This is a genomic window from Mycobacterium sp. BMJ-28, assembly GCF_054404835.1.
On the sequence record NZ_CM136783.1, the window covers coordinates 1799173 to 1820548 of the forward strand.

The following is a 21376-nucleotide window of genomic DNA, read 5'->3' on the forward strand; positions in this document are numbered from 1 at the left end:
GCATGACGACGTCGCGCAGGATCGGGGCACCGGATGCCAAGAATCGTGGTGTCCTGCTCGATGCCGCCGAGGCGTTGATGCTCGCGGAAGGTTATGCCGCCGTCACATCGCGGCGCGTCGCCGACAAGGCCGGCCTCAAGCCGCAGCTGGTGCATTACTACTTCCGCACCATGGACGACCTGTTTCTGGCGGTGTTCCGCCGCCGTGCCGAGCAGGGGCTGGCGGTGCAGGCGGCGGCGCTGCAGACCGCGCAGCCGTTGTGGGCGCTGTGGCGGTTCGGCACGGACCCCGCCGCGACCCGGCTGACGATGGAGTTCATGGGGCTGGCGAATCATCGCAAGGCGTTGCGCGCCGAGATCGGCTACTTCGCCGAGCGTTTCCGCGACGACCAGCGTGCCGCGGTCACGGCCGCGCTGGATCGCTACGGGGTGGACACCTCCGAGGTGCCGCCGGTGGTGTGGACGGTGTTCGCCACCAGTCTGTCCCGGGTGCTCGTCATGGAGCAGGAGCTCGGCATGTCCTCGGGGCACGCGGAGACGCTGCAGTTCGTGGAGCGTTGGCTCCACCAACTGGAGGGTGATCCACTGCCGCTGGAGATTCCGCTGCCCGATGGCCAGCTGCTGCGCATCGAGGGCGGAGTCCCCGAGGTGGTCCCGGCTCCCAGTCGGGCGTGAATCAAGCATTGACCCGTCGCTAGCCGACCGGCTAGCGTGACCCAGTAGCCGATCGGCTAGTGGGAGATGTGAAGATGAACAACAGTGCGCAACGCATCAGCTTGTGGCTGACCCCGGTCTTCGGGGCCATCCTGCTGGTTGCCCTCGCGGCGTTTCCCGGATTCTGGCCGCCGATGTCGCCGAACCTGAGTGCCGAACAGGTCGCTGCCTTCTACCGGGACAACGCCCCCGCGATCCGGTTCTCGATGGTGACGGTGAACCTGTGCGCCATCATGCTGGTGCCGTTCTTCATGGTGGTCGTGCTGCAGATCAAACGCATGGCCACTCCCACCACGGTGCTGGCCTACAGCTATCTGGCAGCCGTCGCGACCGGCGCCACCATGTTCGCCATAGCCGACATCTTCTGGCTGGTCGCGGCGTTCCGTCCGGAGCGTGATCCGCAGCTGATCATGGTGCTCAACGACTTCGCCTGGCTCATCTTCATCGCGCCGGTCGGCCTGATCGTGGTGGCGAATCTGGTTCTGGCGCTGGCTGTCTGGCTGGACGCCGGCCCGCAGCCGGTGTTCGGGCGATGGGTGGCGTGGCTGAGTGTCGCGGTGGCAGTGGCGATGACGCCGGCCGTGGGCGCGGCGATCGTGCGCACCGGGCCGTTCGCCTGGGATGGCGCGGTGTCGTTTTGGCTGCGCTGGGGTGCGTTCGCGGTGTACCTGGTGGCGCTGTTCATCGCGGTGCGGGGCGCACTGGCACGGCAACAACAGGCGGTCACCGCGTGAGCGCGACGCTGGCCGCCCCGCCGGAGCCGGCGTCGGGATGGACCGCACGCCCCAAGATCGATCTGTGGATCTGCTGGTGGACGCTTCCGGTGTTCTACAACCTGTTCGGGCTCATCTTTTGTGTGCTGACCCGGGTGATGCCGCCACCGCGCCCGGATGTCGGGGCCGACCAGATCGCCGCATTCTTCGACGCCCACTCACTGAGCATCCGAATCGGCTTCGCACTGTTGATGTTTCTGATCGGGTTCACCGGAGTGGCCAACGGGCTGATCGCGTACCAGATCAAACGGATGTCGGTGGCCCCCGTCTTCGCCTACGCCTATATCGCCGCGCTGGTCGTCGGCGCGGTACCGGGCTGCCTGATCCCGGCATTCACCTTCCTGGTCGCCGCGTTCCGGCCCGACCGGGACCCGCAGATCCTGATGATGCTCTACGACCTCGCGTTGCTGTCGTTCGTCGGCTCGCTGGGCTGCTTTGCCACCCAGAACATGGTGCTGGCGCTGGCGATCTTCCTCGACCGCAACGCGATCTTCCCGAAGTGGTTCGGGTACATGTGCATCTGGATGATCGTCACCGAGATCCTGGCGGGGCCGGTGTTCGTCTTCAAGGCGGGCCCGCTGGCCTGGAACGGCTCGATCAGCTTCTGGATGGGCACCGCGGTGTTCGTGGTGTGGGAGGTGTGCATCATCCGGTTGCTCTACACCGCGATCAAGACCCAAGAAGCCGGCGAGCGGGTGCAGGACTGATGGCCGACACGCAGACCGCTCCGGCCGGCACGCGCGCCCCCTACCTGCCTGCCGACAAAGACATCTGGGTGTTCGTCCTGGGCGACCTGGTGATCTTCTCCGGCTACTTCATCATCTTCATGGTCTACCGAGCGCAGCAGCCGGAGTTGTTCCTGTCCTCGCAGCAGCATCTGAATCTCACCGTAGGCGTGGTGAACACCCTTGTGCTGCTGACAAGTTCGTGGTTCGCTGCGCGCAGCGTGCTGGCCGTGCGCAGCGGTGAATCCGACCGGGCCCGTCGGCTCACGCTGTGGTGCGGGCTGTGCGGGGTGCTGTTCCTGGCGGTGAAGGCATACGAGTGGACATCGGAGATTCTGCTGGGAAACACCTTTCCCAGCAACGATTTCTTCATGTTCTATTTCATGCTCACCGGCATCCACGTTTTCCACGTCGCACTCGGGCTGGTATTCCTCGGGGTGAGCTGGCGAGGCATCGGCAAGCTCTCCACCGTCGAAACCGGGGCGACCTACTGGCATATGGTCGACCTGCTGTGGGTCGTCATCTTCGCGCTCGTCTACGTGCTGAGGTGAGATGTTGATCGCTGCCGGCCGCACCACATACGTCTGGATGCTGCTGTGCGCCGTCACCGTGGTGTCATGGTGGCTGGGCCATGAATCCGTGCACGCCAGCGTGGTCGTCACCGTCGCCGTCGTCGCACTCGGTGTCCTGAAGTGCCGGTTGATCATTCGCGAGTTCATGGAAGTGCGGAGCGCACCGCCCTGGTTGCGGCTGGCCACCGACGCCTGGCTGGCGCTGCTCTGGGGTACCGTCCTGGTGATCTACCTGTGGTGAGGCTAGGCTGGCGCCTGTGCTCCCCGGCAATATCCGTCAAATAGGGTATGTGGTTCCCGATCTCGATGCCGCGCTACGAGATTGGGTACGGCTGGGAATAGGTCCATGGATCGTCATGCGCGCCTTGCCCCAGCGCGTCACCTACCGCGGCGCCCCCTGCGAGGTGACGCTGTCGCTGGCGCTTGCCAACAGCGGTGACCTGCAGATCGAACTCATCACCCAGCACGGCGACACCCCCAGCATCTTCACCGAGTTCCTCGATTCCCACGGGCCGGCCGGCGGATTCCACCAACTGGCCTACTGGACGGACGATTTCGATGCCACCATGGCCGCGATCGGGGTGGCCGGCTGGCCGGTGGTGTGGTCCGGAGGTGAGGACGGGGGAGTGCGCTTCGCCTATGCCGAGCCGCCCACCGGGGCTTCCATCGTCGAGATCATGGAACTCACGGAGGCGTCGGCTGGGATGGCCGCGCACGTGCGGCAGGCGGCACTGGATTGGGATGGCACCGACCCGATTCGGGAATTGGGCTGACCAGCGACTGAATGGCCAGTTGGGACACGCCGAGTCCGAAAATGTGTGCCACAACCGGACACTCGGCGACAGCGGGGGCTACTTGCCCTTGTTCAGCACCTTGTCCGCCGCGTCCCAATGTTCGTCGGCCACCCACAGCCGGGCGAAGGCGGCGACCGCATCCGTGGTGGTGGTGCCGTTGATGACACGCTTGATCTCCCCGCCCGGACGGCGGGCCAGCAGCTTGGCCGTCGTGCGCCAGTGCGCGGCGAATTCGGCGCGCGGCACCACCTCGTCGAGCAGGCCCACCCGGTAGGCCTCCGCGGCGGTGAGCACCCGGCCGGTGCCGGCCAGGAGCAACGCCCGACTGCGGCCGACCAGCGCGCCCAATCGCTCGGCCCCGCCCCAGGCGGGCATGATTGCCAGGGACACCTGGTTGAAGCCGATCTTGATGTCGTCGGCGGCGATCCGGATATCGGCGGCAACGGCGAATTCGGCGCCACCACCGAGGGCGTGACCGTTCAGCGCGGCCACCACCGGGCCCGGGAAACCGGCGATACGGTCGCAGATGGTCCGCATGCGCCAGGCCATCTCGGCGGCTTCCAGCTCGGTACGTAGCGCCGCCAGTTCCTTGAGGTCGCCACCGGAGACGAACGCCTTGTCGCCGCCACCGGTGATGACAAGGGCGCTGGCTCCCTCGGCACCGTCGAGGGCGACGGCAAGTTCGTTCATGGTGTCCAACGAAATGGCGTTTCGCGCGTGCGGCCGGTCGATCGTGACGACCGCCAATCCGTCCTCGATCTCGAGGTCGACCATCAAGCATTCTCCAGATTCGATATTGGCATTCTCGCGCAGTGAGAATAGCATCACCAAGGTGCGCGTCATCCCTGCTGACCTGACCAAACGGTACGTGGCGCAAGGTTGGTGGCGGCCGGAGACCCTCGGTCAGATGCTGGCCGACGGCCTGGCCGCACACCCGGACGCCGGGTTCTTCGTACATTCCGAGGTCCGGCCCTACCGCGGCACGTTCGGTGACGTCGAACTGCAGGCCCGACGGCTGGCCGCCGGGCTGGCCGACCGCGGCGTCGGCCCCGGCGATGTGGTGGCCATGCAACTGCCGAACTGGATGGAAGCCGCCGTCGCGTTCTGGGCGTCGGCGTTCCTCGGTGCGGTCACCGTGCCGATCGTGCACTTCTACGGGCGCAGGGAACTCGGCCACATCATTGCCACCGCCCAGCCGAAGGTCTTCCTGTCCACCGAGCGGTTCGGCCGGATGACCTTCGCGCCCGATCTGTGCACCGACATCCCCATCGTCGGGCTGGTCGGGCAGAGTTCATTCGACGAACTGTTGGCCGACGAACCGCTGTCGGGAACCCTGGCCGCGGACCCGGCGGCACGCGCGCTGATCGCCTTCACCTCCGGCACCACCAAGGACCCCAAGGGGGTCGTGCACAGCCATCAAACGCTGGGCTTCGAGACCCGCCAGCTGCTGGACAACTATCCGCCCGACCGCGGTCGCCAGCTCACCGCCACCCCCGTCGGCCATTTCATCGGCATGATCGGTGCCTTCCTCATCCCAGTGCTGGAGGGTGCGCCGATCGATTTGTGCGACGTATGGGATCCAGGCATGGTGCTGGACCTGATCGAGCGTGAGGGCCTGTCCATCGGTGGCGGTCCGCCCTACTTCGTCACCAGCTTGATGGACCACCCGCGGTTCACCGAGGAGCATCTCAAGAAGTTCACCACGGTCGGGCTGGGCGGCTCGACCGTGCCGGCGGCCGTTACCCGGCGGCTGGCCGACCAGGGCCTGTTCGTCTACCGCTCCTACGGCAGCACCGAACATCCGTCGATCACCGGCTCCGGAGCCACCGCGCCGGAGGACAAGAGGCTGTTCACCGACGGCAATGTCCGCCCCGGCGTAGAGATCCGGCTGGCGCCCGACGGCGAGATCTTCAGCAGGGGTCCGGACCTGTGTCTGGGCTACACCGACGACGAGCTGACCGCGAAACACTTCGACGCCGACGGCTGGTACCGCACCGGTGACATCGGCGTGCTGGATGAGGATGGTTACCTCACCATCACCGACCGCACCGCGGACCTGATCATCCGGGGTGGGGAGAACATCAGCGCCCTTGAGGTCGAGGAGGTGCTGCTGAGCATGCCGCAGATCGCCGAGGCGGCAGTGGTGGGCGCCCCCGACGCCAGGCTCGGCGAGCGGGTGGCGGCCGTGCTGCGGGTTCGCAGTGGCCACCCGATGCCGACGCTGGACCAGGTCAGGGATCATTTCGGGCGGGCGGGTGCGGCCCGGCAGAAATGGCCGGAGGAATTGCACCAGGTTCCCGACGGTCAGGACTATCCGCGCACCGCGAGCGGCAAGGTGCAGAAGTTCCGGATCCGGCAGGCCGTGGCCGATTCGGCGGTTACCGCGACCTGAGGGCATTGCGACATCACGTTCGTGAGAATATGATTCTCACGAACCGAAAAGGAGCATCTCATGGGTCAGCTGTCGCATCGCGTCGACGTTCCGTTTCCGCTTTTCGATGCGGACAACCACCTCTACGAGCCGCCCGAGGCGATGACGAAGTACCTGCCCAAGGAATACAAGGACATCGTCCAGTACGTCGAGATCAACGGTCGGACCAAGATCGCGCTCAAGGGGCATATCAGCAACTACATCCCCAACCCCACCTTCTCGGTGGTCGCCAAGCCCGGTGCGTGGGAGGAGTACTTCAAGTACGGCAACCCCGACGGCAAGAGCAAGCGCGAGCTGTTCGGTGAGCCGATGAAAGCCATCCCGGCCTTCTTCGAGCCCGAGCCCCGCATCAAGGTGATGGACGAGCTGGGCCTGGACCGCTCGCTGATGTTCCCGACCTTGGCCAGCCTCATCGAGGAGCGGCTGTCCGATGACCCGGTCGCCATCCACGTCATCATCCACGCGCTGAACGAATGGCTGCACGAGGTGTGGGGCTTCAACTACCAGGGCCGGATCTTCACCACGCCGGTGATCACCCTGCCCATCGTCGAGAAGGCGATCGAGGAACTGGAGTGGGCGGTCAAGCGCGGTGCCCGCGCCATCCTGATCCGCCCGGCACCGGTGCCCGGTTTCCGCGGGCCGCGCTCGTTCGCGCTGCCCGAGTTCGATCCGTTCTGGGAGCGATGCGTGCATCACGACGTCTTCGTCGGCATGCATTCCAGCGACAGCGGCTACTCCCGCTACACCTCGGAGTGGGATGGCGGCGCGCAGGAGATGCTGCCGTTCCAGACCAACGCCATGTCGATCCTCAACGAGTGGCGCCCCATCCAGGATGCGGTGGCCTCCTGGGTGATCCACGGTGCGCTGTTCCGGCACCCGAAGCTGAAGGTCGGGATCGTCGAGGCCGGTTCGAAGTGGATGTTCCCGCTGCTGGACTCGATGGCCGAGGTGTACAAGAAGGCACCGGAGGCCTTCCTGGGTAACCCGATGGAAGAGATCAAGAACCGCATCTACGTCAGCCCGTTCTACGAAGAGGGCATCGACGACCTGATCAACCTGATCGGCGTCGATCAGGTGCTCTACGGTTCGGACTGGCCGCACCCCGAGGGCCTGGCCGAGCCGACCCACTACATCACCGCGCTCGAGCATCTGGCCGTCGAGGACCAGGCCAAGATCATGGGCGGCAACTTGGGTCGTCTCATCACTACGTGACACCTACAGACGTGTGGCGGACCATTCCCGAGATGGTCCTGGCGGCCGGCGACCGCTTCGGTGATGCCGAAGCGGTCGCCGACGGTTCGCTGCGGCTGTCCTTCGCCGAACTCACCGCCCGCATCCGTGTCGCCGCAGGGGCTTTCACGGAATTCGGGGTGGCGAAAGGCGAACGGGTGGCCCTGTGGGCGCCGAACTCCGCCGAGTGGATCATCGCCGCCTTCGGTATCATGACCGCGGGCGGTGTGCTGGTGCCGGTCAACACCCGCTTCAAGGCCGACGAGGCCGCAGATGTGGTGGCGCGCAGTGGCGCCAAGGCTGTCCTGGTCCAAAAAGGTTTCCTTGGACAGGAATTCGCGTTACCCGGCGTTCCGCTGATCGACCTGAAGTCGGACTTCCTGGGCAGCGGTGAGCCGTTCGAGGTGCCGGCGGGATATCTGTCGGGCGACGATGTGTCCGATGTGATCTACACCTCGGGCACCACCGGACGGCCCAAGGGCGCCATGATGGGGCACCGTCAGACGCTTCGAATGTATGAGGAATGGGCGACGCTGGCAGATCTGCGCCGGGGCGATCGCTACCTGATGATCAACCCGTACTTCCACACCTTCGGTCTGAAGGCCGGCCTCATCGCGTCCTTCCTGCGCGGCGCGACCATGCTGCCCGTTGCCGTCTTCGACCTGGACGCGGTGGTGGATCTGATTGAGCGCGAGCGCATCACGATGCTGCCGGGGCCGCCGACGCTGTATCACTCGTTGCTCAGCGTCGCCGACAAGTCGAAACTGGCGACGCTGCGCGCGGCGGTGACCGGGGCCGCAGACATTCCCGTCGAACTCATCCGCCGGATCCGCGACGAGTTGCCCTTTCAGAGTCTGATGACCGGCTACGGCCTGACCGAGGCAGGCAACGTCACGCTGTCTCGGCCGGGCGACACCCCAGAAGAGGTCGCCACCACCGCCGGCGTGCCGTGCGAGGGTGTGCAGGTGCGCATCGCGCAGGACGGGGAGGTGCTGGTGCGCGGCTACAGCGTGATGCGCGGCTACCTCGACGACCCGGTTGCCACCGCCGAGGCGATCGATGCCGACGGCTGGTTGCACACCGGAGATCTGGGCGAGTTCACCGAGTCCGGCCGGCTCAAGATCGTCGGACGCAAGAAGGACATGTTCATCGTCGGCGGATTCAACGCCTATCCGGCCGAGATCGAGGGTTTTCTGCTGGAGCATCCCGCGGTGGCCCAGGTGGCGGTGATCGGCGTGCCGGATGAGCGGATGGGTCAGGTGGGCAAGGCATTCGTGGTGCTGCATGCCGGGGCGAGCGAAGCGACGGGGCTCAGTGCTGCCGAGTTGATCGACTGGAGCCGGGCGCGGATGGCCGGGTACAAGGTGCCGCGGTATGTGGAGTTCCTCGCGGCGCTGCCCACCAATGCCTCCGGCAAGGTGATGAAGAGCGAACTCGAAGCCCGCGTCTGAGCCATCGCGGTATCGTCGGGACGTGCCGTCAGCCGATCTGGTGCTCTCCGGTGGGGGAGTCAAGGGTGTCGGACTGGTCGGCGCCGTGGTGGCACTCCTGGACGCGGGCTACGACGTGCAACGGGTGTCGGGCACCTCGGCGGGCTCGATCGTCGGCGCCATCGTGGCGGCCGGCGCCCAGCCAACCCGGGAACTCACCGGCGCTGAGGTCAAAGACCTTGCGCTGCAATTGGATTACCACAAATTTCGGGACCCGGTCCCGTTGCAGCGACTGCCGTTCGTCGGCGGCTCATTGGCGGCGCTGCGCGGCGACGGGATGTACAAGGGCGATTACGCCAGGGACTGGGTGCGCAGCCAGCTCAAGAATCTGGGCGTCCGCACCTTCGGTGACCTGGCCGTCGACGACGACGAGTTGCCACCCGAACGGCGGTACAAGCTCGTCGTGACGGTCGCCGACGTCACCACGGGGCAGCTGGTGCGCCTGCCCTGGGACTACCGGCGGGTGTACGGCCTCGACCCCGACGAGCAGAGCGTGGCCGACGCGGTGCGCGCGTCGATGTCCATCCCGTTCTATTTCCGTCCGGTCAAACTGACCAGTGCCGCCGGGCGCACCTCGACCCTGCTGGACGGCGGGCTGCTGTCGAACTTCCCGGTCGACTCGCTGGACCGCACCGACGGCGCGGCGCCGCGGTGGCCGAGCTTTGGGATCACGCTGCTGCCCAACCTGCCCGACGGCATCGACCAGGTCCTTCCGGACTGGGGACTGTTGCGCCGGCTGGGGCCGCCGCGCCTGCTCGACGATGTCATCACCACCGTGCTGGTGGGCCGGGATCAGGCCTACCTCAACCAGCCCTGGGTCAGTGCCCGCACCATTCGGGTCGACTCGACCGAGGTCGGGTTCCTGGACTTCGACATCACCGATGCACAAGTGGAAGCGCTGTACGGCAAGGGCTACCGCGCCGCGCAGGCATTCCTGGCCGGCTGGGATTGGGATGCCTACCTGCTGCGCTTCCGTTCGGCGAGCGCGATACCCTGACCCGCGGTGAAGATTTCAGCGATCGTGCCGGTCCCCGACGGCGCCCCGACGGGAGTGCTGGCCATCATCGCCGGCCGGCCGGCCCTACTGCGGGTGGTCGAGTCGCTGCTGGCGGCCGACCTGCACAGCGTGGTGGTGGCCTCGGTGGCGCCACTGGCCGCCGAGGTGCGACGGTGCCTGGCCGATACCCCGGCCGTCGTCCTCTCCGTCCCGGCCGGAGACCCGGTGGCTGCGGCCGTGGAAGAACTTCGCGGACAAGGAATTTCGCATGTGCTGGTGGCAGACCCCCGCCAGGTGCTGACGTCGGCCGCGGTGATCGGCAGGGTGGTGGCGGCACTGGGGCGCGGAGCGGCCAAGGTGGTGCCGATCGTGCCCGTCACCGATACCGTCAAAACCGTTGACGCCCAGGGGCGCATCCTGACCACCGTGGACCGGTCCGGCCTGCGGACCGGGCAGTACCCCTACGGTGTCGCCCTGGACGCCGTGCAGGGCGCCGGTACCGTCACCGTCGAGGGTGATCCCGACGCGATCCTGGCCGACCTGCCCGCCGACGTGCCGCTGATCGAGGCCCTCATCGCGTGTCGCTGACGCGCAGCAGGTGTTCGGCCAGGGCGACGTCATGGCCGAAGGTCACCTTCAGATTGGCCGCCGCTCCCGGGAACACTCGCACGTCGACGTCGGTGAAGTGCTGGACGCACGACGAGGTGTCGGTGCCGTCGAACCCTTCGGTGCCCGCGCTGCGGTAGGCCGCCAGCAGCGGAGCCGCCCGGAAGGCCTGCGGTGTCTGCACCCGCACCAGGGTGTCGCTGAAGCCCGCCAGGGTGTCGGCCCGCAGCGCGCCGTGGGCATGCACTGCCGGCACCGCACCGCCGAAGGTGCGCGCGGTTATCAGCGCGGCGCGCATCAGTTCCGGGGCGGCCAGCGGCCGGGCGGCGTCGTGGATCAGCACCACGTCGACGGCGCCGGATTCGATGTCGCCGGCCAGGTACCGCAGTACGTTGGACTCGGAGTCGTGGCGGGTGTCGCCGCCCTCCACGTATTCGACCACGGTGTCCGGAAGATCTTGGCGCACCGTACTTTCGGCGATATCGCGTTCGCCTCTGCGGTACACCAGCACGGTTCGGTCGATCTCGGGGGTGGCCGCGACGGCGAGCACCGACCAGGCCACCATCGACCGCCCGGCCAGCCGCAGATACGCCTTGTTGCCGTCGGCGCCTACCCGCGATCCGATACCTGCGGCAAGCACGACGCCGACGGCGGACCCTAGGGTGACGGGGGTGGGCATCCGCCCACGCTAGCGCGCCACGCGGGGAAAGGACGGTGCCGTGAGCGATAACGCACACCGGCTGCAGGTGATGTCGGGGCGGGACCCGCATGAGCGGCACCGGGTCGCCACACCGCTGGAGCTGCTCTTCGACCTCACCTTCGTCGTCGGCTTCGGCACCGCGGCTTCGCAGTTCGCGCATGCGTTGACGGCCAACCACGTTTCCACCGGGTTGATCTCGTTCTCCTTCGCGACGTTCGCGATCTGCTGGGCCTGGATCAACTTCACCTGGTTCGCCTCGGCCTATGACACCGACGACTGGGTGTACCGGCTGACCACCATGGTGCAGATGGTCGGGGTGGTGATCCTGACACTGGGGATCCCCGACTTGTTCGCCTCGATCGAGCACGGCGAACACGTCGACAACGCGGTGCTGGTCGCCGGATACGTGGTGATGCGCGTCGGCCTGGTCGCGCAATGGCTGCGCGCGGCGGCCGGCGACCCGGCGCGGCGGCGGGCCTGCCTGACCTATGCGATCTCGGTGAGCGTGGTGCAGATCGGCTGGATCGTGCAGATCTTCACGCACACCTCACTGACGGTGACCCTGGTCTGGTGCGGCGCGCTCATCGCGCTCGAGATGACCGCGCCGGTGCTGGCCGAGCGGCAGGTTGGCGGCACACCCTGGCATGCGCACCACATCGCCGAGCGGTACGGCCTGATGGCCATCATCGCCCTCGGCGAGGGTGTCGTCGGCACGGTGGCAACGTTGTCGGCGGTGGTGAACGAGCAGGGCTGGACCACCGACGCGGTCCTGGTCACCGTCGCCGGTGTCGGGCTGACGTTCGGGATGTGGTGGGTGTACTTCACCGTGCCGACCGCCGATCTGCTGCACGCCCACCGGGAGGAGGCGTTCTGGTTCGGCTACCTGCCCATCTTCTTGTTCGGGTCGATCGTCGCGACCGGGGCGGGCCTGCACGTCGCCGCCTACTTCTTGGAGGGGCATTCCGGATTGGGATCGGTGGGCACCGTGCTGTCGGTGGTGATCCCGGTCGGCATGTTCGTCTGCCTGGTGTTCCTGATCTATTCGCTGATGGTGCGCCAGATCGATGTGTTCCATCTGGTGCTGCTGGTGCTGACCGCTGGGGTGCTGGTGGTTGCGGTCCTGCTGGCGCTGTCGGGAGTGTCGATGGCGGTGTGCCTACTGGTCGCCACCGCCGCGCCGCTGGTCTCGGTGATCGGTTTCGAGGTGGTCGGTCACCGGCACATGGCCGACGCGCTGGCTCGCCGTCTGGTGGCGTGACCGGCAAGGACGCAAGAACTGCCAGCTGGTCGTCGACTGTGCATTACAGATCCGGCGAAAGCTGATACGTCGACAGGTCGCGGGCGCTATAGCTAGACCCATGGGGAGAACGTCGAAAGCGGGCCGTGTCGGGGAGTTGACTGTTGTGGTGTGCGTCGGTGCGGCGGCGGTGACTTGTTTGGGTGCCGGCCCCGCGTGGGCCGACGAGGCGGGCTCGCATTCCCCGCCGAGCGACTCGTCGGCGGCCAAGGAATCGCCTGACGCGACACCGAAGACGGATCATTCGGCTGGGCCGCCGAAGGACGCAGATCCGGCTGACACCGGCACCGAGACCGGCGGCGCAACCGCGGCAACCAAGAAAAGTGAGGGCTCCAGACGCCCAACCCCCAAGAGCGGCACCACCGTCGCGCACGGCAGCCATGCGCGCGCCGAGGTCGGTAAACCGGCGGTCGCGGTGGACCGGACACCGGGTGCGACCACCACGGCGGGCGGCTCTGCGACCAAGATTGACGCGGCGGTTCCGCCGACCGCCGACAACGAGCCGGCGATGACAGCGGTGGCGGGCACCATATCGGATCCCGCTGGCGATGCCGATCCGGTCCCGGTACCGAAGAGGTCTGCGCCGAATGTCGTCACCGCGGCGGTCGGTGCGCTGTCGTCATTCGTCGGCGCCCTGTTCAAGCCGTGGGCATCGCATGGTCCGCAATCGCCTGCCGCCGAGCCGCAACTCTGGACGATGTTAGCCAGTGCCCGAAGGGAGTTCGAGGCCAGGCAGTCGGCGACCGATCGGGCGGCCGCCGCACAGACCACCGGCCAGACCATCGGCGCCACGGCTCTCGTGACAGCGACCGAGGCGCCGGAGGCGCAGGCCGCCGCGGTGCAGAATTCGTTGACGTACACCGCGCCGCCGACGTTTTCGGACCGCCTGACTCTGTTCGCCATGCGGGTGGCGCGAGTGGTGTCCAACATCATCGGCATCGACATCTACGGCGAGATCGCCAAGCTGATTGCCGGCTCCGATCCGCCGTTCTTCGTCAAGTACGGCCTCGACGTTCATCGGGCCGATTTCGAGGTCGCACCCGGAAATGTCTGGAAGGTCTGGGAATTCACCCCGCCGGATCCCACCGGCAAGACGGTAATGGCCGTGCATGGCGGCGGGTTCGTCCTGCAGCCCCTCGTGACGCACTGGATCGACTATTCGAACATGGCGCGGCAGACCGGTGCGACGGTCGTGGTGCCGCTGTATCCGCTGGCTACCACCGAAGGCGGCACAGCGCTGCAGGTGGTGCCCGGGATGGCTGATTTCCTGTCCTATCAGATCGCGCTGCACGGGGCGGAGAACGTCAGCGTCTATGCCGACTCGGCCGGCCCTAATCTGGCGCTGTCGGCAGTGCGGGAATTGATCCTGCGCGGTGAGCCGATACCGGCGAGCATGGTGCTCATCTCCTTCGCCCCCGATGCGACCTTGTCGAACCCCGACATCAAGAAGACCGACGACCCGATCATCGACGTGAACAACCTCGACTTCTATGCCGCCAACGGCCACTGGAGCGACGGCATCACCGATCGCAGGGATCCGATCCTGAGCCCGTTGTTCATGGAACCCGAGGTCTTTCAAGCGCTCCCGCCGACCACCATCTACGTCGGGTCGACGGAGTTCCTGCTGCCCGACACGCTGTTGCTCTACAACCGGGCAGTGGCCGAAGGCGTGCCGATCTCCGTGGTGGTGGGTACCGGGCAGATCCACGATTGGCCGCTCGGCGGCCTGCCGATCAATTCACAGGCGCCGAAGGTCCGCCGGGACATCTATCGTCAGCTCGGACTGATCCCGGTGGCGACTTAACGGCCGGATGGGTGTGTGGTCCCGAAATCGACGGTCTCCAGCAGTTCCCGCTCATCTTCGGCCATCAGCTTTCGCGCTTTCTTGCGGGTGATCAGGATGCCGATGACGGCCAGCACCCACACGGCGTACTGCAGCGTCCAGGCAAGGTGGAACGACTCGAAGGAGTAGCCGCCCGCGGCGTCGAGGATCCAGCCCATCGCCTGCATCAGGATCAGCGAGGCAAGGAAGCCGCCCATGTTCACCATGCCCTGGGCGGTGCCCAGTGTGGAGCTCGGGTTGAAGGTGCGGGCGAAGTCGAAGCCCACCATGGAACCCGGCCCGCCGACCGAGATGATCACGATGAGCACGATCAGCAGCCACAGCGGTGCCGGGCCGGGCAGGGCCAGCACCACCGTCCAGATGGCGGCGTTGCTGCCGATGATGCCGAGCACCATCCACGACCGGCGGTGCGGGTAGCGGCCGGTGAAGACGCCTAGCACGACGCCGGCCGCGATGGCGGTGCCGACCGAGATGGTCAACAGGGTGCCGGCCACCGCGCGGGATTGGTGCTGGGCCACCGTCACGTAGGGCACCCCCCACATCAGAGCGAAGATCGTCACCGAGAACTGCGTGCCCATATGGGTGAAGAACCCCAGCCGGGTGCCCGGCCGCAGCCACACCGTCCGCACGCTGGCCAGGGTGTCGCGCACGTTCATGGTCTCGGTGGTGACCAGCCGTCCGTGCGGGGTGTTCTGCACGATCAGCACCGTGAGGATCAGGGCCAGCACGCCGAATGCGGTCACCGAAAGATAAGCCTGCGTCCAGCCCGAGACGCCGAGCAGCGACAGGAACGGAATGGCCGAAAGCACCTGCCCGAGCTGTCCGGAGATTCCGGTCAACTGCGTGAGCAGGGGCACCTGGCGGGGCGGGAACCAATGCGGCACCAGGCGCAGCACCGAGATGAAGGTGATGGCGTCACCGAGGCCGACGACCGCCCGCGCGCCCAGTGCCAGCGGGAGCGAATCGGTGACCGCGATGGCCAACTGACCGGCCGCCATCAGGGCCGCACCCGACACGATCAGGATCTTGGAGCCGTAGCGGTCCAGCAGCACACCGGCTGGCACCTGAGCCCCCGCGTAGACGATGACCTGCAGCACGACGAAGCTGGACAGCACGCTCGGGCTGGCGTGGAAGCGATCGGCGGCTTCCAGCCCGGAGACTCCGAGGGTGGTGCGGTTGAGGACGGCGACGACGTAGGCGAGAAGCCCGGTGGCCCAGACGATCCAGGGACGCACAGCGGCAGCCTCTCTTCGGCGGAATGGACGGGACCGGACGCAAGGATTTGTCCGGTCATAGTGTCCCAAATTGATCGGATGAATCGCCAATCGTTTTCCGGTGAATTTGCTCACCGGGGTGCGGGCATCGCGGGCCTGGGTTGGCTGAATCGTCCGTCGGTCGCCGGGTTTGCAATCCAGATGCGCTAATTGACGCAGGTGGGCGGACATACTGCGCTTTGCTGGTCGCTCGAATAGGGGCGCATTTGAATTCGCTCGTTGCTTCCAAACCCGGACTAGAGTGTGGACATGGTGGGTTGCGGCAGTGGGCAGGGGCTCGACTTTGCCTGACTACCGCGTGGCTGAACTCGCCCGTATCTCCGGGGTGACCGCCCGCAACATCCGTGCCTATCGCGAACGCGGGCTGCTGGATCCGCCGCGCCGGGACGGCAGGGTCGCCGTATACGACGACCGCCACCTGGTCCAGTTACGGACCATCGATCAGTTGCTGCGCCGTGGGTTCACGTCCGCGCACATCGCGGAATTCTTCGACGGGGTGCGCAGCGGCACCAGCCTCGCCGAATTCGTGGGCTTGGCGCGGCAGGCCTTCACCCTGGATGTCGAACCCGACGGTCCGGCGTCGGCGGCACTGCTGGCGGCGGGCCTGGTGCGGCGCAACGGTGCCCGGCTGACATGGGCCAACCCGGCGATCGGCGCGATCGTCGCGCGGGTTCCAGACCAACGCGAGTACGTGCGGTTCATGCTGGCGCTGATCGCCGCGATCGAAGACGACGTGCAGCGCGTCGCCGACACGGTGTCGGCGACGGTTCGGGAGGCCGTCGTCTGGGCCGCCGGGGACGATGCCGCAGTCGGTCGCTTCACCGCCGATCACCACACGCTGGGCCGTCTGGTGGTGGCCGACCGACTGGCCGGCAAGCTGCCTTGACCCTCACAGCCGGGTGGTCGCCGGGTCTCCGCCGAAACGCTGCGCCAGCCACACCGGCAGGATCGCCAGCACGGTCAGTGCTGCTGCCACGACGTTGATCACCGGCGCCTGGTTGGGCCGGAACAGGTTGGCGAAGATCCAGATCGGTAGCGTCTGCACTGCCGGTCCCGCGGTGAACGTGGTCACCACGATCTCGTCGAAACTCAGCGCGAATGCCAGGATCGCGCCGGCCACCAGTGCACCGCGCATCATCGGCAGCGTGATGTAGCGAAACGTCTGCCACGACGATGCGCCCAGATCGGCCGAGGCGACCTCGAGGTGGATGCCGAGCCGGCGCAGCCGGGCCTGCGTGTTGTTGAACACGATCACGATGCAGAACGTGGCATGCCCGATGATCACCGTCGCCATGCCCAGGGTCATGCCCAGCGCGGAGGTGAAGGTCGCGTTCAACGCGATACCGGTGACGATACCGGGCAAGGTGATCGGCAGTACGACAAGGAAACTCACGGCTTGCCTGCCGAAGAACCGGTGACGCTGCACGGCGAACGCGGCCATGGTGCCCAGCACCAGGGCGATGGCGGTGGCGGCCAGTCCGACCACCGCGGAATTGGCCAGTGCCTGCCACATGCCGGCGCTGTGTGCGGCATCGGCCCACCAGCGCAGCGTGAAACCGGTCGGCGGAAAGGCGAATGTGCGCGACGCGTTGAATGCGTTCACCACCACCAGAAGCAGTGGGATGTACAGGAACAGCAGCACCATGGCGGTCCAGCACCGCAACGCCCAGCGGGTCCCTCGGGTGCGCACTAGACGTTCTCCAACGCGCCGGTGCGTCGCATCGCCAGCAGGTAGGCGACGATCGCGGCCAACGGAATGAGGGACAACGCGGCGGCCAGTGGCTGATTGTTGGCGGTCACCAACTGTCCGTAGATGAGGTTGCCCAGCATCTGCGTCTTGCCGCCGACGATGGTCACCGCGATGTAGTCGCCCAGCGACAACGAAAAGGTGAAGATGGACCCGGCGGCGATACCGGGAAACACCAACGGTGCCATCACGGTCCGCAGGGTGGCCGCATCGGAGGCACCCAGATCGGCGCTGGCATCCAACAGGGCGTCGGGCACCCGTTCGAACGCCGCGAAGACCGGGATCACCATGTACGGCAACCACAGATAGCTCAAGGTGATGACGGTCGCGGTCAGTCCGTAACCCGGGGTGGCGCCGGTGACCCAGGCCAGCGGACCGTCCGGGGCCAGCAGCATGCGCCAGGCATACGCCTTGACCAGGTAGCTCGCCCACAGCGGCGTCGTCACGGCGACCAGCAGGATCAGCCGGACACGGGGCGAGGCGACTTTCGCCATGTACAGCGCCAGCGGAACCGACAGCACGATGCAGATCACCGTCACCGCCAGGGCGATACCCAGGGTGCGCATGGTGACCGCCCGAAACACCGCATCGGTGAGCACCCGCACCAGATTGTCGGTGGTCACCGTGCGGGTGACGGCGCCGGTGAAGCTGTCGGTACTCCAGAACGCCGAAATCAGCAGTACCGCAAGTGATCCCAGGTAAGCGATGGTGAGCCAGGCAAGGGGCGGCACCAACAGCAGTATCAGTCCCCGTCGCCTCGCTCGCCCCGGCCCCGGCCCCGGCCGGACGCGGCGGCCGATCACCCCTTGATCTGTTGCCACTTGTCGACCCACTGATCGTAGGTCGTGCAGTTGTCGCCGCTGCCGTCGACACACTTGCGCTGTGGTGTCGTCCAATAATGGATCTGCTCAGCATATTTGGAGTCGGTGGCATGGAAGACGTCGCAGAAATCCTGCTGGCGGGTGTGCTCGCAGGCCTTGGTCTGCGCGGGCGCCTCGCCGAAGTACTCGGCGACCTGGGCGTTGACCTCGGGGGAGGTGATCCAGTTCATCCACTTGTACATGCAGTTGGGATGCGCCGCCTTGGCCGACACCATCCAGGTGTCCGACCAGCCGGTGGCGCCTTCCTTCGGCAGGATGGTGTTGACGGCGACCTTGTTGTCGCCGCCGATGGTGTTCGCGATGACCTGCCAGGTGGTGCCGATCACCGAGGTCCCGGATTCGAAGGACTGCACCTCTTTGGTGTAGTCCGCCCAGTATTCGCTGACGTTCTCCCGTTGCGCCTTCAGCAGATCCGTCGCCGCGTCCAGTTGCGCGGCGGTGAGCGCGTACGGATTCTTGATGCCCAGTTCTGGTTTCGTCTTGGACAGGTACAGTGCGGCGTCGGCGATGTAGATCGGTGAGTCGTACGCCGTCACCCGGCCCTTGTATTTGGCCGCGTCGGTGAAGACTGCGCCCCAGGAGTCGGGCGCGTCCTTGACCACGCCGATGTTGTACATCAACAGGTTCGCGCCCCAGCCGTGTGGGATGCCGTACATCTTGCCGTCCACCGAATTCCACGGCTTGTCCTTGAGGAACGCGGAGATGGTCGAGTAGTTGGGCACCAGGTCGGTGTTGACCGGAGCCACATCACCGCCGTAGATGAGGCGCAGGGATGCGTCACCGGATGCGGAGACACCGTCGTACTGCCCTGTGCGCATAAGCTGCAGCATCTCGTCGGAGGTGTTGCCGACTTTCACGTTCGTCTTGCAGCCGGTCTCCTTCTCGAACGGGGTGACCCAGTCCACCGCCTTGTCGTTGGAACCGTTCTCGGCGTAGCCGGCCCAGGCGATCAGATTGAGTTGGCCCTCGCCGTCACCGACCGAGGTGGGGGCTTCGAGTTTCGGCGGGGCCTGTCCGGCCGAACCGCCACCGGAACCGGAACCGGAACCGCCCGAGCATGCGGCAACCAGCGCGACGGTCGCGGCCAGGACGAACCCGGTGCGGATCGAGGTGTTGAACATGCGGCCTCCTCAGGATTGCAGGTGGTGGACGGCGGAGTCGGGGAAGGACAGCACGACGGGGGACCCGTGCGACAGGCCGGCGAGCGTGGTGCCGGCGGAGGTGAGCACCGTCGCGGTCAGCGTCGTATCCCCGGCCGTGGACGTCACGCGGGTGAGTGGGCCGGCGTAGATGATCTCGGCCACGGTGGCCTCGATGGTGCGCGCACCGGCCGGCGCGGGCACCGGGCCACCCGGGGCAAACACCGAGATGCGCTCCGGCCGCACGGCAAACGTGCCGGCCCGGCCGAGGAGTGCCTGCGCCGCAGGCCCGTCGAAGACGTTGGCGGTCCCGACGAAATCGGCGACGAAACGGTTCGCCGGCGCCTCATAGACCTCGCGCGCCGCGCCGACCTGTTCGACGCGGCCGGCGTTGAACACGGCCAGCCGGTCGCACAGGGTGAGCGCCTCGTCCTGATCGTGGGTGACGATGACGAAGGTGATGCCGACGTCGCGCTGGATCGCCTTCAACTCGACCTGCATCTGCTCGCGGAGTTTGAGGTCCAAGGCCCCGAGCGGTTCATCGAGCAGCAACACCCGCGGGCGGCCGACCAACGCGCGGGCCAGGGCAACCCGCTGACGCTGACCGCCGGACAACTGTTCGGGACGGCGGTTGCCGTGCTCGGCCAGCCGCACCATGTCCAGGGCGTCGGCCGCGCGACGGCGCCGCTGTGCCTTGTCCACCCCGCGCACCTTCAGCCCGTACTCGATGTTCTGGCCCACCGTCATGTGCGGGAAGAGTGCATAGTCCTGGAACACGGTGTTGACGTCCCGGCGTTGGGCCGGCACGCCGGTGACGTCGGTGCCGCCCAGCCGGATGCTGCCTGCGGTGGGCTGTTCGAATCCGGCCACCATGCGCAGCACGGTGGTCTTTCCCGACCCGGACGGTCCGAGGATGGCGAACAGCTCCCCGTCGGCGACCGTCAGATCCGCGCCCTGGACGGCGACGACCTCATGGTGGCGGCCCCTGAACACCTTTCTGACCCCGACCAGTTCGATACCCGGATCACCCGTCGAGATGACACCGGCGCTGAGGCCCGGGTCCTCGGCGAGACCGGATATCGGTGCGGGCATGGTTGCGATCGTATGGATCCGCCGGTCAAACCGCAGCGTAAGTGCGGATTCCGTGTCTGTGCGCTGGCACAGGCACGGTTTCCGCCAGCCGCGCGGGATCCTGGTGCATCTGTGACCGGCGGGGTTGGTGATGATTATGAGGCAGTTGTCATATTCTGATGATCGTGTCAATTTCGCGCCGCGATCTGCTCAAATACGCTGCCGCGGCGCCGGCGGTCCTCGGCATGGGCGGCGTCCTGGCCGCCGTGGTTGCCCCGCAAGCGACCGCAGCTCCGCTGGGCGTGCTGCTCGACTACGCGGCAGGCGTCATACCGGCCGGCGATATCCGGGCCTCCGGGGCGATCGGTGCGATCCGCTACGTCTCCGACCGGCGCCCCGACGGCCAGTGGATGCTCGGCAAGCCGATCCAACTGCCCGAAGCCCGTGACCTGTACCAGGCCGGGTTGAAGATCGTCTCCTGCTACCAGTACGGCAAAGCGGACACCGCCGACTGGCTGGGCGGCCAGAACGCGGGCGTGACACACGCCAAACGCGGTTGGCAGTTGCACACCGCTGCGGGTGGGCCGGTCGGCGCGCCCGTTTACGCCTCGATCGACGATGATCCCAGCTACGACCAGTACAAGGCGCAGGTCGCGCCCTATCTGAAGGGCTGGGAAGCGGTGGTGGGTCATCAGCGGACCGGCGTCTACGCCAACTCCAAGACCATCGAATGGGCCGTACAGGATGGCCTGGGTTCGTACTTCTGGCAGCACAATTGGGGTTCACCGGGCCGGGTGGCCCATCCCGCCGCGCATCTGCACCAGGTGGAGATCGACAAGCGGTCGGTCGGCGGTGTCGGCGTGGACGTCAACCACATCCTGAAGCCGTCCTTCGGGCAGTGGGACTAAAACCTTACCGATCAGTAATAATAACCAGCAAACTTTTTTCGATCGCTGGCGACGATTTCTAGACACTTCTGACCAAACTGTCGATCGCATCGAAAACCGCGCGGACCGCGGGAAATAGACATAACGATTTGATAACAATGCAGCTTTGATCTGGGAAGTTATAGCTACCCGACCGTAACCACCTG

The 21376-nt window shown here is 66.6% G+C and carries 22 protein-coding genes; 15 read left to right on the plus strand and 7 right to left on the minus strand.

The features are described from left to right. The first annotated feature begins 2 nt into the window (after window positions 1-2). From ACXPWS_RS08990 to ACXPWS_RS09015, 6 genes are all read left to right on the plus strand, one after another. Complete coding sequence (locus tag ACXPWS_RS08990; protein ID WP_458712110.1) at window positions 3-674, plus strand: TetR/AcrR family transcriptional regulator; 672 nt, start codon at window positions 3-5, stop codon at window positions 672-674. 74 nt (window positions 675-748) lie between these two features. Beyond that, window positions 749-1447: a hypothetical protein gene (locus ACXPWS_RS08995; RefSeq protein ID WP_458712111.1), complete on the plus strand. Its 699-nt coding sequence runs from the start codon at window positions 749-751 to the stop codon at window positions 1445-1447. Continuing rightward, entirely contained in the window at window positions 1444-2193 is a 750-nt protein-coding gene (locus tag ACXPWS_RS09000) for a hypothetical protein (protein ID WP_458712112.1), read from the plus strand. Before ACXPWS_RS08995 ends, ACXPWS_RS09000 begins: the two co-directional genes overlap by 4 nt. Then, entirely contained in the window at window positions 2193-2762 is a 570-nt protein-coding gene (locus tag ACXPWS_RS09005; protein WP_458712113.1) for a cytochrome c oxidase subunit 3, read from the plus strand. The genes ACXPWS_RS09000 and ACXPWS_RS09005 overlap by 1 nt, the downstream gene beginning before the upstream one ends. Window position 2763: 1 nt before the next feature. Further along, window positions 2764-3024 carry a cytochrome C oxidase subunit IV family protein gene (locus ACXPWS_RS09010; protein ID WP_458712114.1) on the plus strand — a complete coding sequence of 87 codons (261 nt, stop codon included), beginning with the start codon at window positions 2764-2766 and terminating at the stop codon, window positions 3022-3024. Between the two features lie 7 nt (window positions 3025-3031). Further along, on the plus strand, window positions 3032-3556 hold the full coding sequence (locus tag ACXPWS_RS09015) for a VOC family protein (protein WP_458713467.1): 525 nt from the start codon (window positions 3032-3034) through the stop codon (window positions 3554-3556). A 78-nt stretch (window positions 3557-3634) separates the two neighbouring features. Here ACXPWS_RS09015 and ACXPWS_RS09020 read toward each other — a convergent pair whose 3' ends face one another. Beyond that, window positions 3635-4351 (minus strand): enoyl-CoA hydratase/isomerase family protein, encoded by a 717-nt coding sequence (locus tag ACXPWS_RS09020; RefSeq protein ID WP_458712115.1) that lies wholly within the window; start codon window positions 4349-4351, stop codon window positions 3635-3637. 58 nt (window positions 4352-4409) lie between these two features. On the opposite strand from ACXPWS_RS09020, the gene ACXPWS_RS09025 reads away from it, so the two are divergent. The 5 genes from ACXPWS_RS09025 to ACXPWS_RS09045 are packed head-to-tail and all read left to right on the plus strand — an operon-like array spanning window position 4410 to window position 10313. Further along, window positions 4410-5969 carry an AMP-binding protein gene (locus ACXPWS_RS09025; protein ID WP_458712116.1) on the plus strand — a complete coding sequence of 520 codons (1560 nt, stop codon included), beginning with the start codon at window positions 4410-4412 and terminating at the stop codon, window positions 5967-5969. A gap of 60 nt (window positions 5970-6029) precedes the next feature. Beyond that, a complete protein-coding gene (locus ACXPWS_RS09030) occupies window positions 6030-7220 on the plus strand; it encodes an amidohydrolase family protein (protein WP_458712117.1) in 1191 nt (396 codons plus the stop codon). 32 nt (window positions 7221-7252) lie between these two features. Continuing rightward, a complete protein-coding gene (locus ACXPWS_RS09035; protein ID WP_458713468.1) occupies window positions 7253-8689 on the plus strand; it encodes a FadD3 family acyl-CoA ligase in 1437 nt (478 codons plus the stop codon). Between the two features lie 22 nt (window positions 8690-8711). Next, window positions 8712-9725, plus strand: coding sequence for a patatin-like phospholipase family protein (locus ACXPWS_RS09040; protein ID WP_458712118.1), 1014 nt, complete (start codon window positions 8712-8714; stop codon window positions 9723-9725). 6 nt (window positions 9726-9731) lie between these two features. Beyond that, window positions 9732-10313, plus strand: a complete 582-nt coding sequence (locus ACXPWS_RS09045; RefSeq protein ID WP_458712119.1) for a 2-C-methyl-D-erythritol 4-phosphate cytidylyltransferase — start codon at window positions 9732-9734, stop codon at window positions 10311-10313. On the opposite strand, the gene ACXPWS_RS09050 is transcribed toward ACXPWS_RS09045, so the two are convergent. Further along, the gene (locus ACXPWS_RS09050; RefSeq protein WP_458712120.1) at window positions 10297-11010 is read right to left on the minus strand and encodes an IspD/TarI family cytidylyltransferase; all 714 of its coding nucleotides are present in this window, start codon (window positions 11008-11010) and stop codon (window positions 10297-10299) included. The genes ACXPWS_RS09045 and ACXPWS_RS09050 overlap by 17 nt on opposite strands. A 70-nt stretch (window positions 11011-11080) precedes the next feature. Between ACXPWS_RS09050 and ACXPWS_RS09055 the strand changes: the two genes are divergently transcribed. Together ACXPWS_RS09055 and ACXPWS_RS09060 are read left to right on the plus strand one after the other, a co-directional pair. After that, window positions 11081-12289 carry a low temperature requirement protein A gene (locus ACXPWS_RS09055; protein WP_458713469.1) on the plus strand — a complete coding sequence of 403 codons (1209 nt, stop codon included), beginning with the start codon at window positions 11081-11083 and terminating at the stop codon, window positions 12287-12289. A 178-nt stretch (window positions 12290-12467) separates the two neighbouring features. Then, the gene (locus ACXPWS_RS09060; protein WP_458712121.1) at window positions 12468-14132 is read left to right on the plus strand and encodes an alpha/beta hydrolase fold domain-containing protein; all 1665 of its coding nucleotides are present in this window, start codon (window positions 12468-12470) and stop codon (window positions 14130-14132) included. Here ACXPWS_RS09060 and ACXPWS_RS09065 read toward each other — a convergent pair. Then, window positions 14129-15406, minus strand: coding sequence for an MFS transporter (locus ACXPWS_RS09065; RefSeq protein WP_458712122.1), 1278 nt, complete (start codon window positions 15404-15406; stop codon window positions 14129-14131). The genes ACXPWS_RS09060 and ACXPWS_RS09065 overlap by 4 nt on opposite strands. Window positions 15407-15743: 337 nt before the next feature. On the opposite strand from ACXPWS_RS09065, the gene ACXPWS_RS09070 reads away from it, so the two are divergent. Continuing rightward, window positions 15744-16331: a MerR family transcriptional regulator gene (locus ACXPWS_RS09070; protein WP_458712123.1), complete on the plus strand. Its 588-nt coding sequence runs from the start codon at window positions 15744-15746 to the stop codon at window positions 16329-16331. 3 nt (window positions 16332-16334) lie between these two features. Here the strand turns inward: ACXPWS_RS09070 and ACXPWS_RS09075 are convergent, their stop codons facing one another. The 4 genes from ACXPWS_RS09075 to ACXPWS_RS09090 form a co-directional block, all read right to left on the minus strand. Continuing rightward, window positions 16335-17090: an ABC transporter permease gene (locus tag ACXPWS_RS09075; protein ID WP_458713470.1), complete on the minus strand. Its 756-nt coding sequence runs from the start codon at window positions 17088-17090 to the stop codon at window positions 16335-16337. Between the two features lie 44 nt (window positions 17091-17134). Further along, window positions 17135-17923 (minus strand): ABC transporter permease, encoded by a 789-nt coding sequence (locus tag ACXPWS_RS09080; protein WP_458712124.1) that lies wholly within the window; start codon window positions 17921-17923, stop codon window positions 17135-17137. A gap of 68 nt (window positions 17924-17991) precedes the next feature. Next, window positions 17992-19194: an ABC transporter substrate-binding protein gene (locus ACXPWS_RS09085; protein ID WP_458712125.1), complete on the minus strand. Its 1203-nt coding sequence runs from the start codon at window positions 19192-19194 to the stop codon at window positions 17992-17994. A gap of 9 nt (window positions 19195-19203) precedes the next feature. Beyond that, window positions 19204-20304 (minus strand): ABC transporter ATP-binding protein, encoded by a 1101-nt coding sequence (locus tag ACXPWS_RS09090; protein ID WP_458712126.1) that lies wholly within the window; start codon window positions 20302-20304, stop codon window positions 19204-19206. Between the two features lie 164 nt (window positions 20305-20468). Here ACXPWS_RS09090 and ACXPWS_RS09095 point away from each other — a divergent pair, with 164 nt between their 5' ends. Then, entirely contained in the window at window positions 20469-21191 is a 723-nt protein-coding gene (locus ACXPWS_RS09095; RefSeq protein WP_458712127.1) for a glycoside hydrolase domain-containing protein, read from the plus strand. Window positions 21192-21376: the final 185 nt, after the last annotated feature.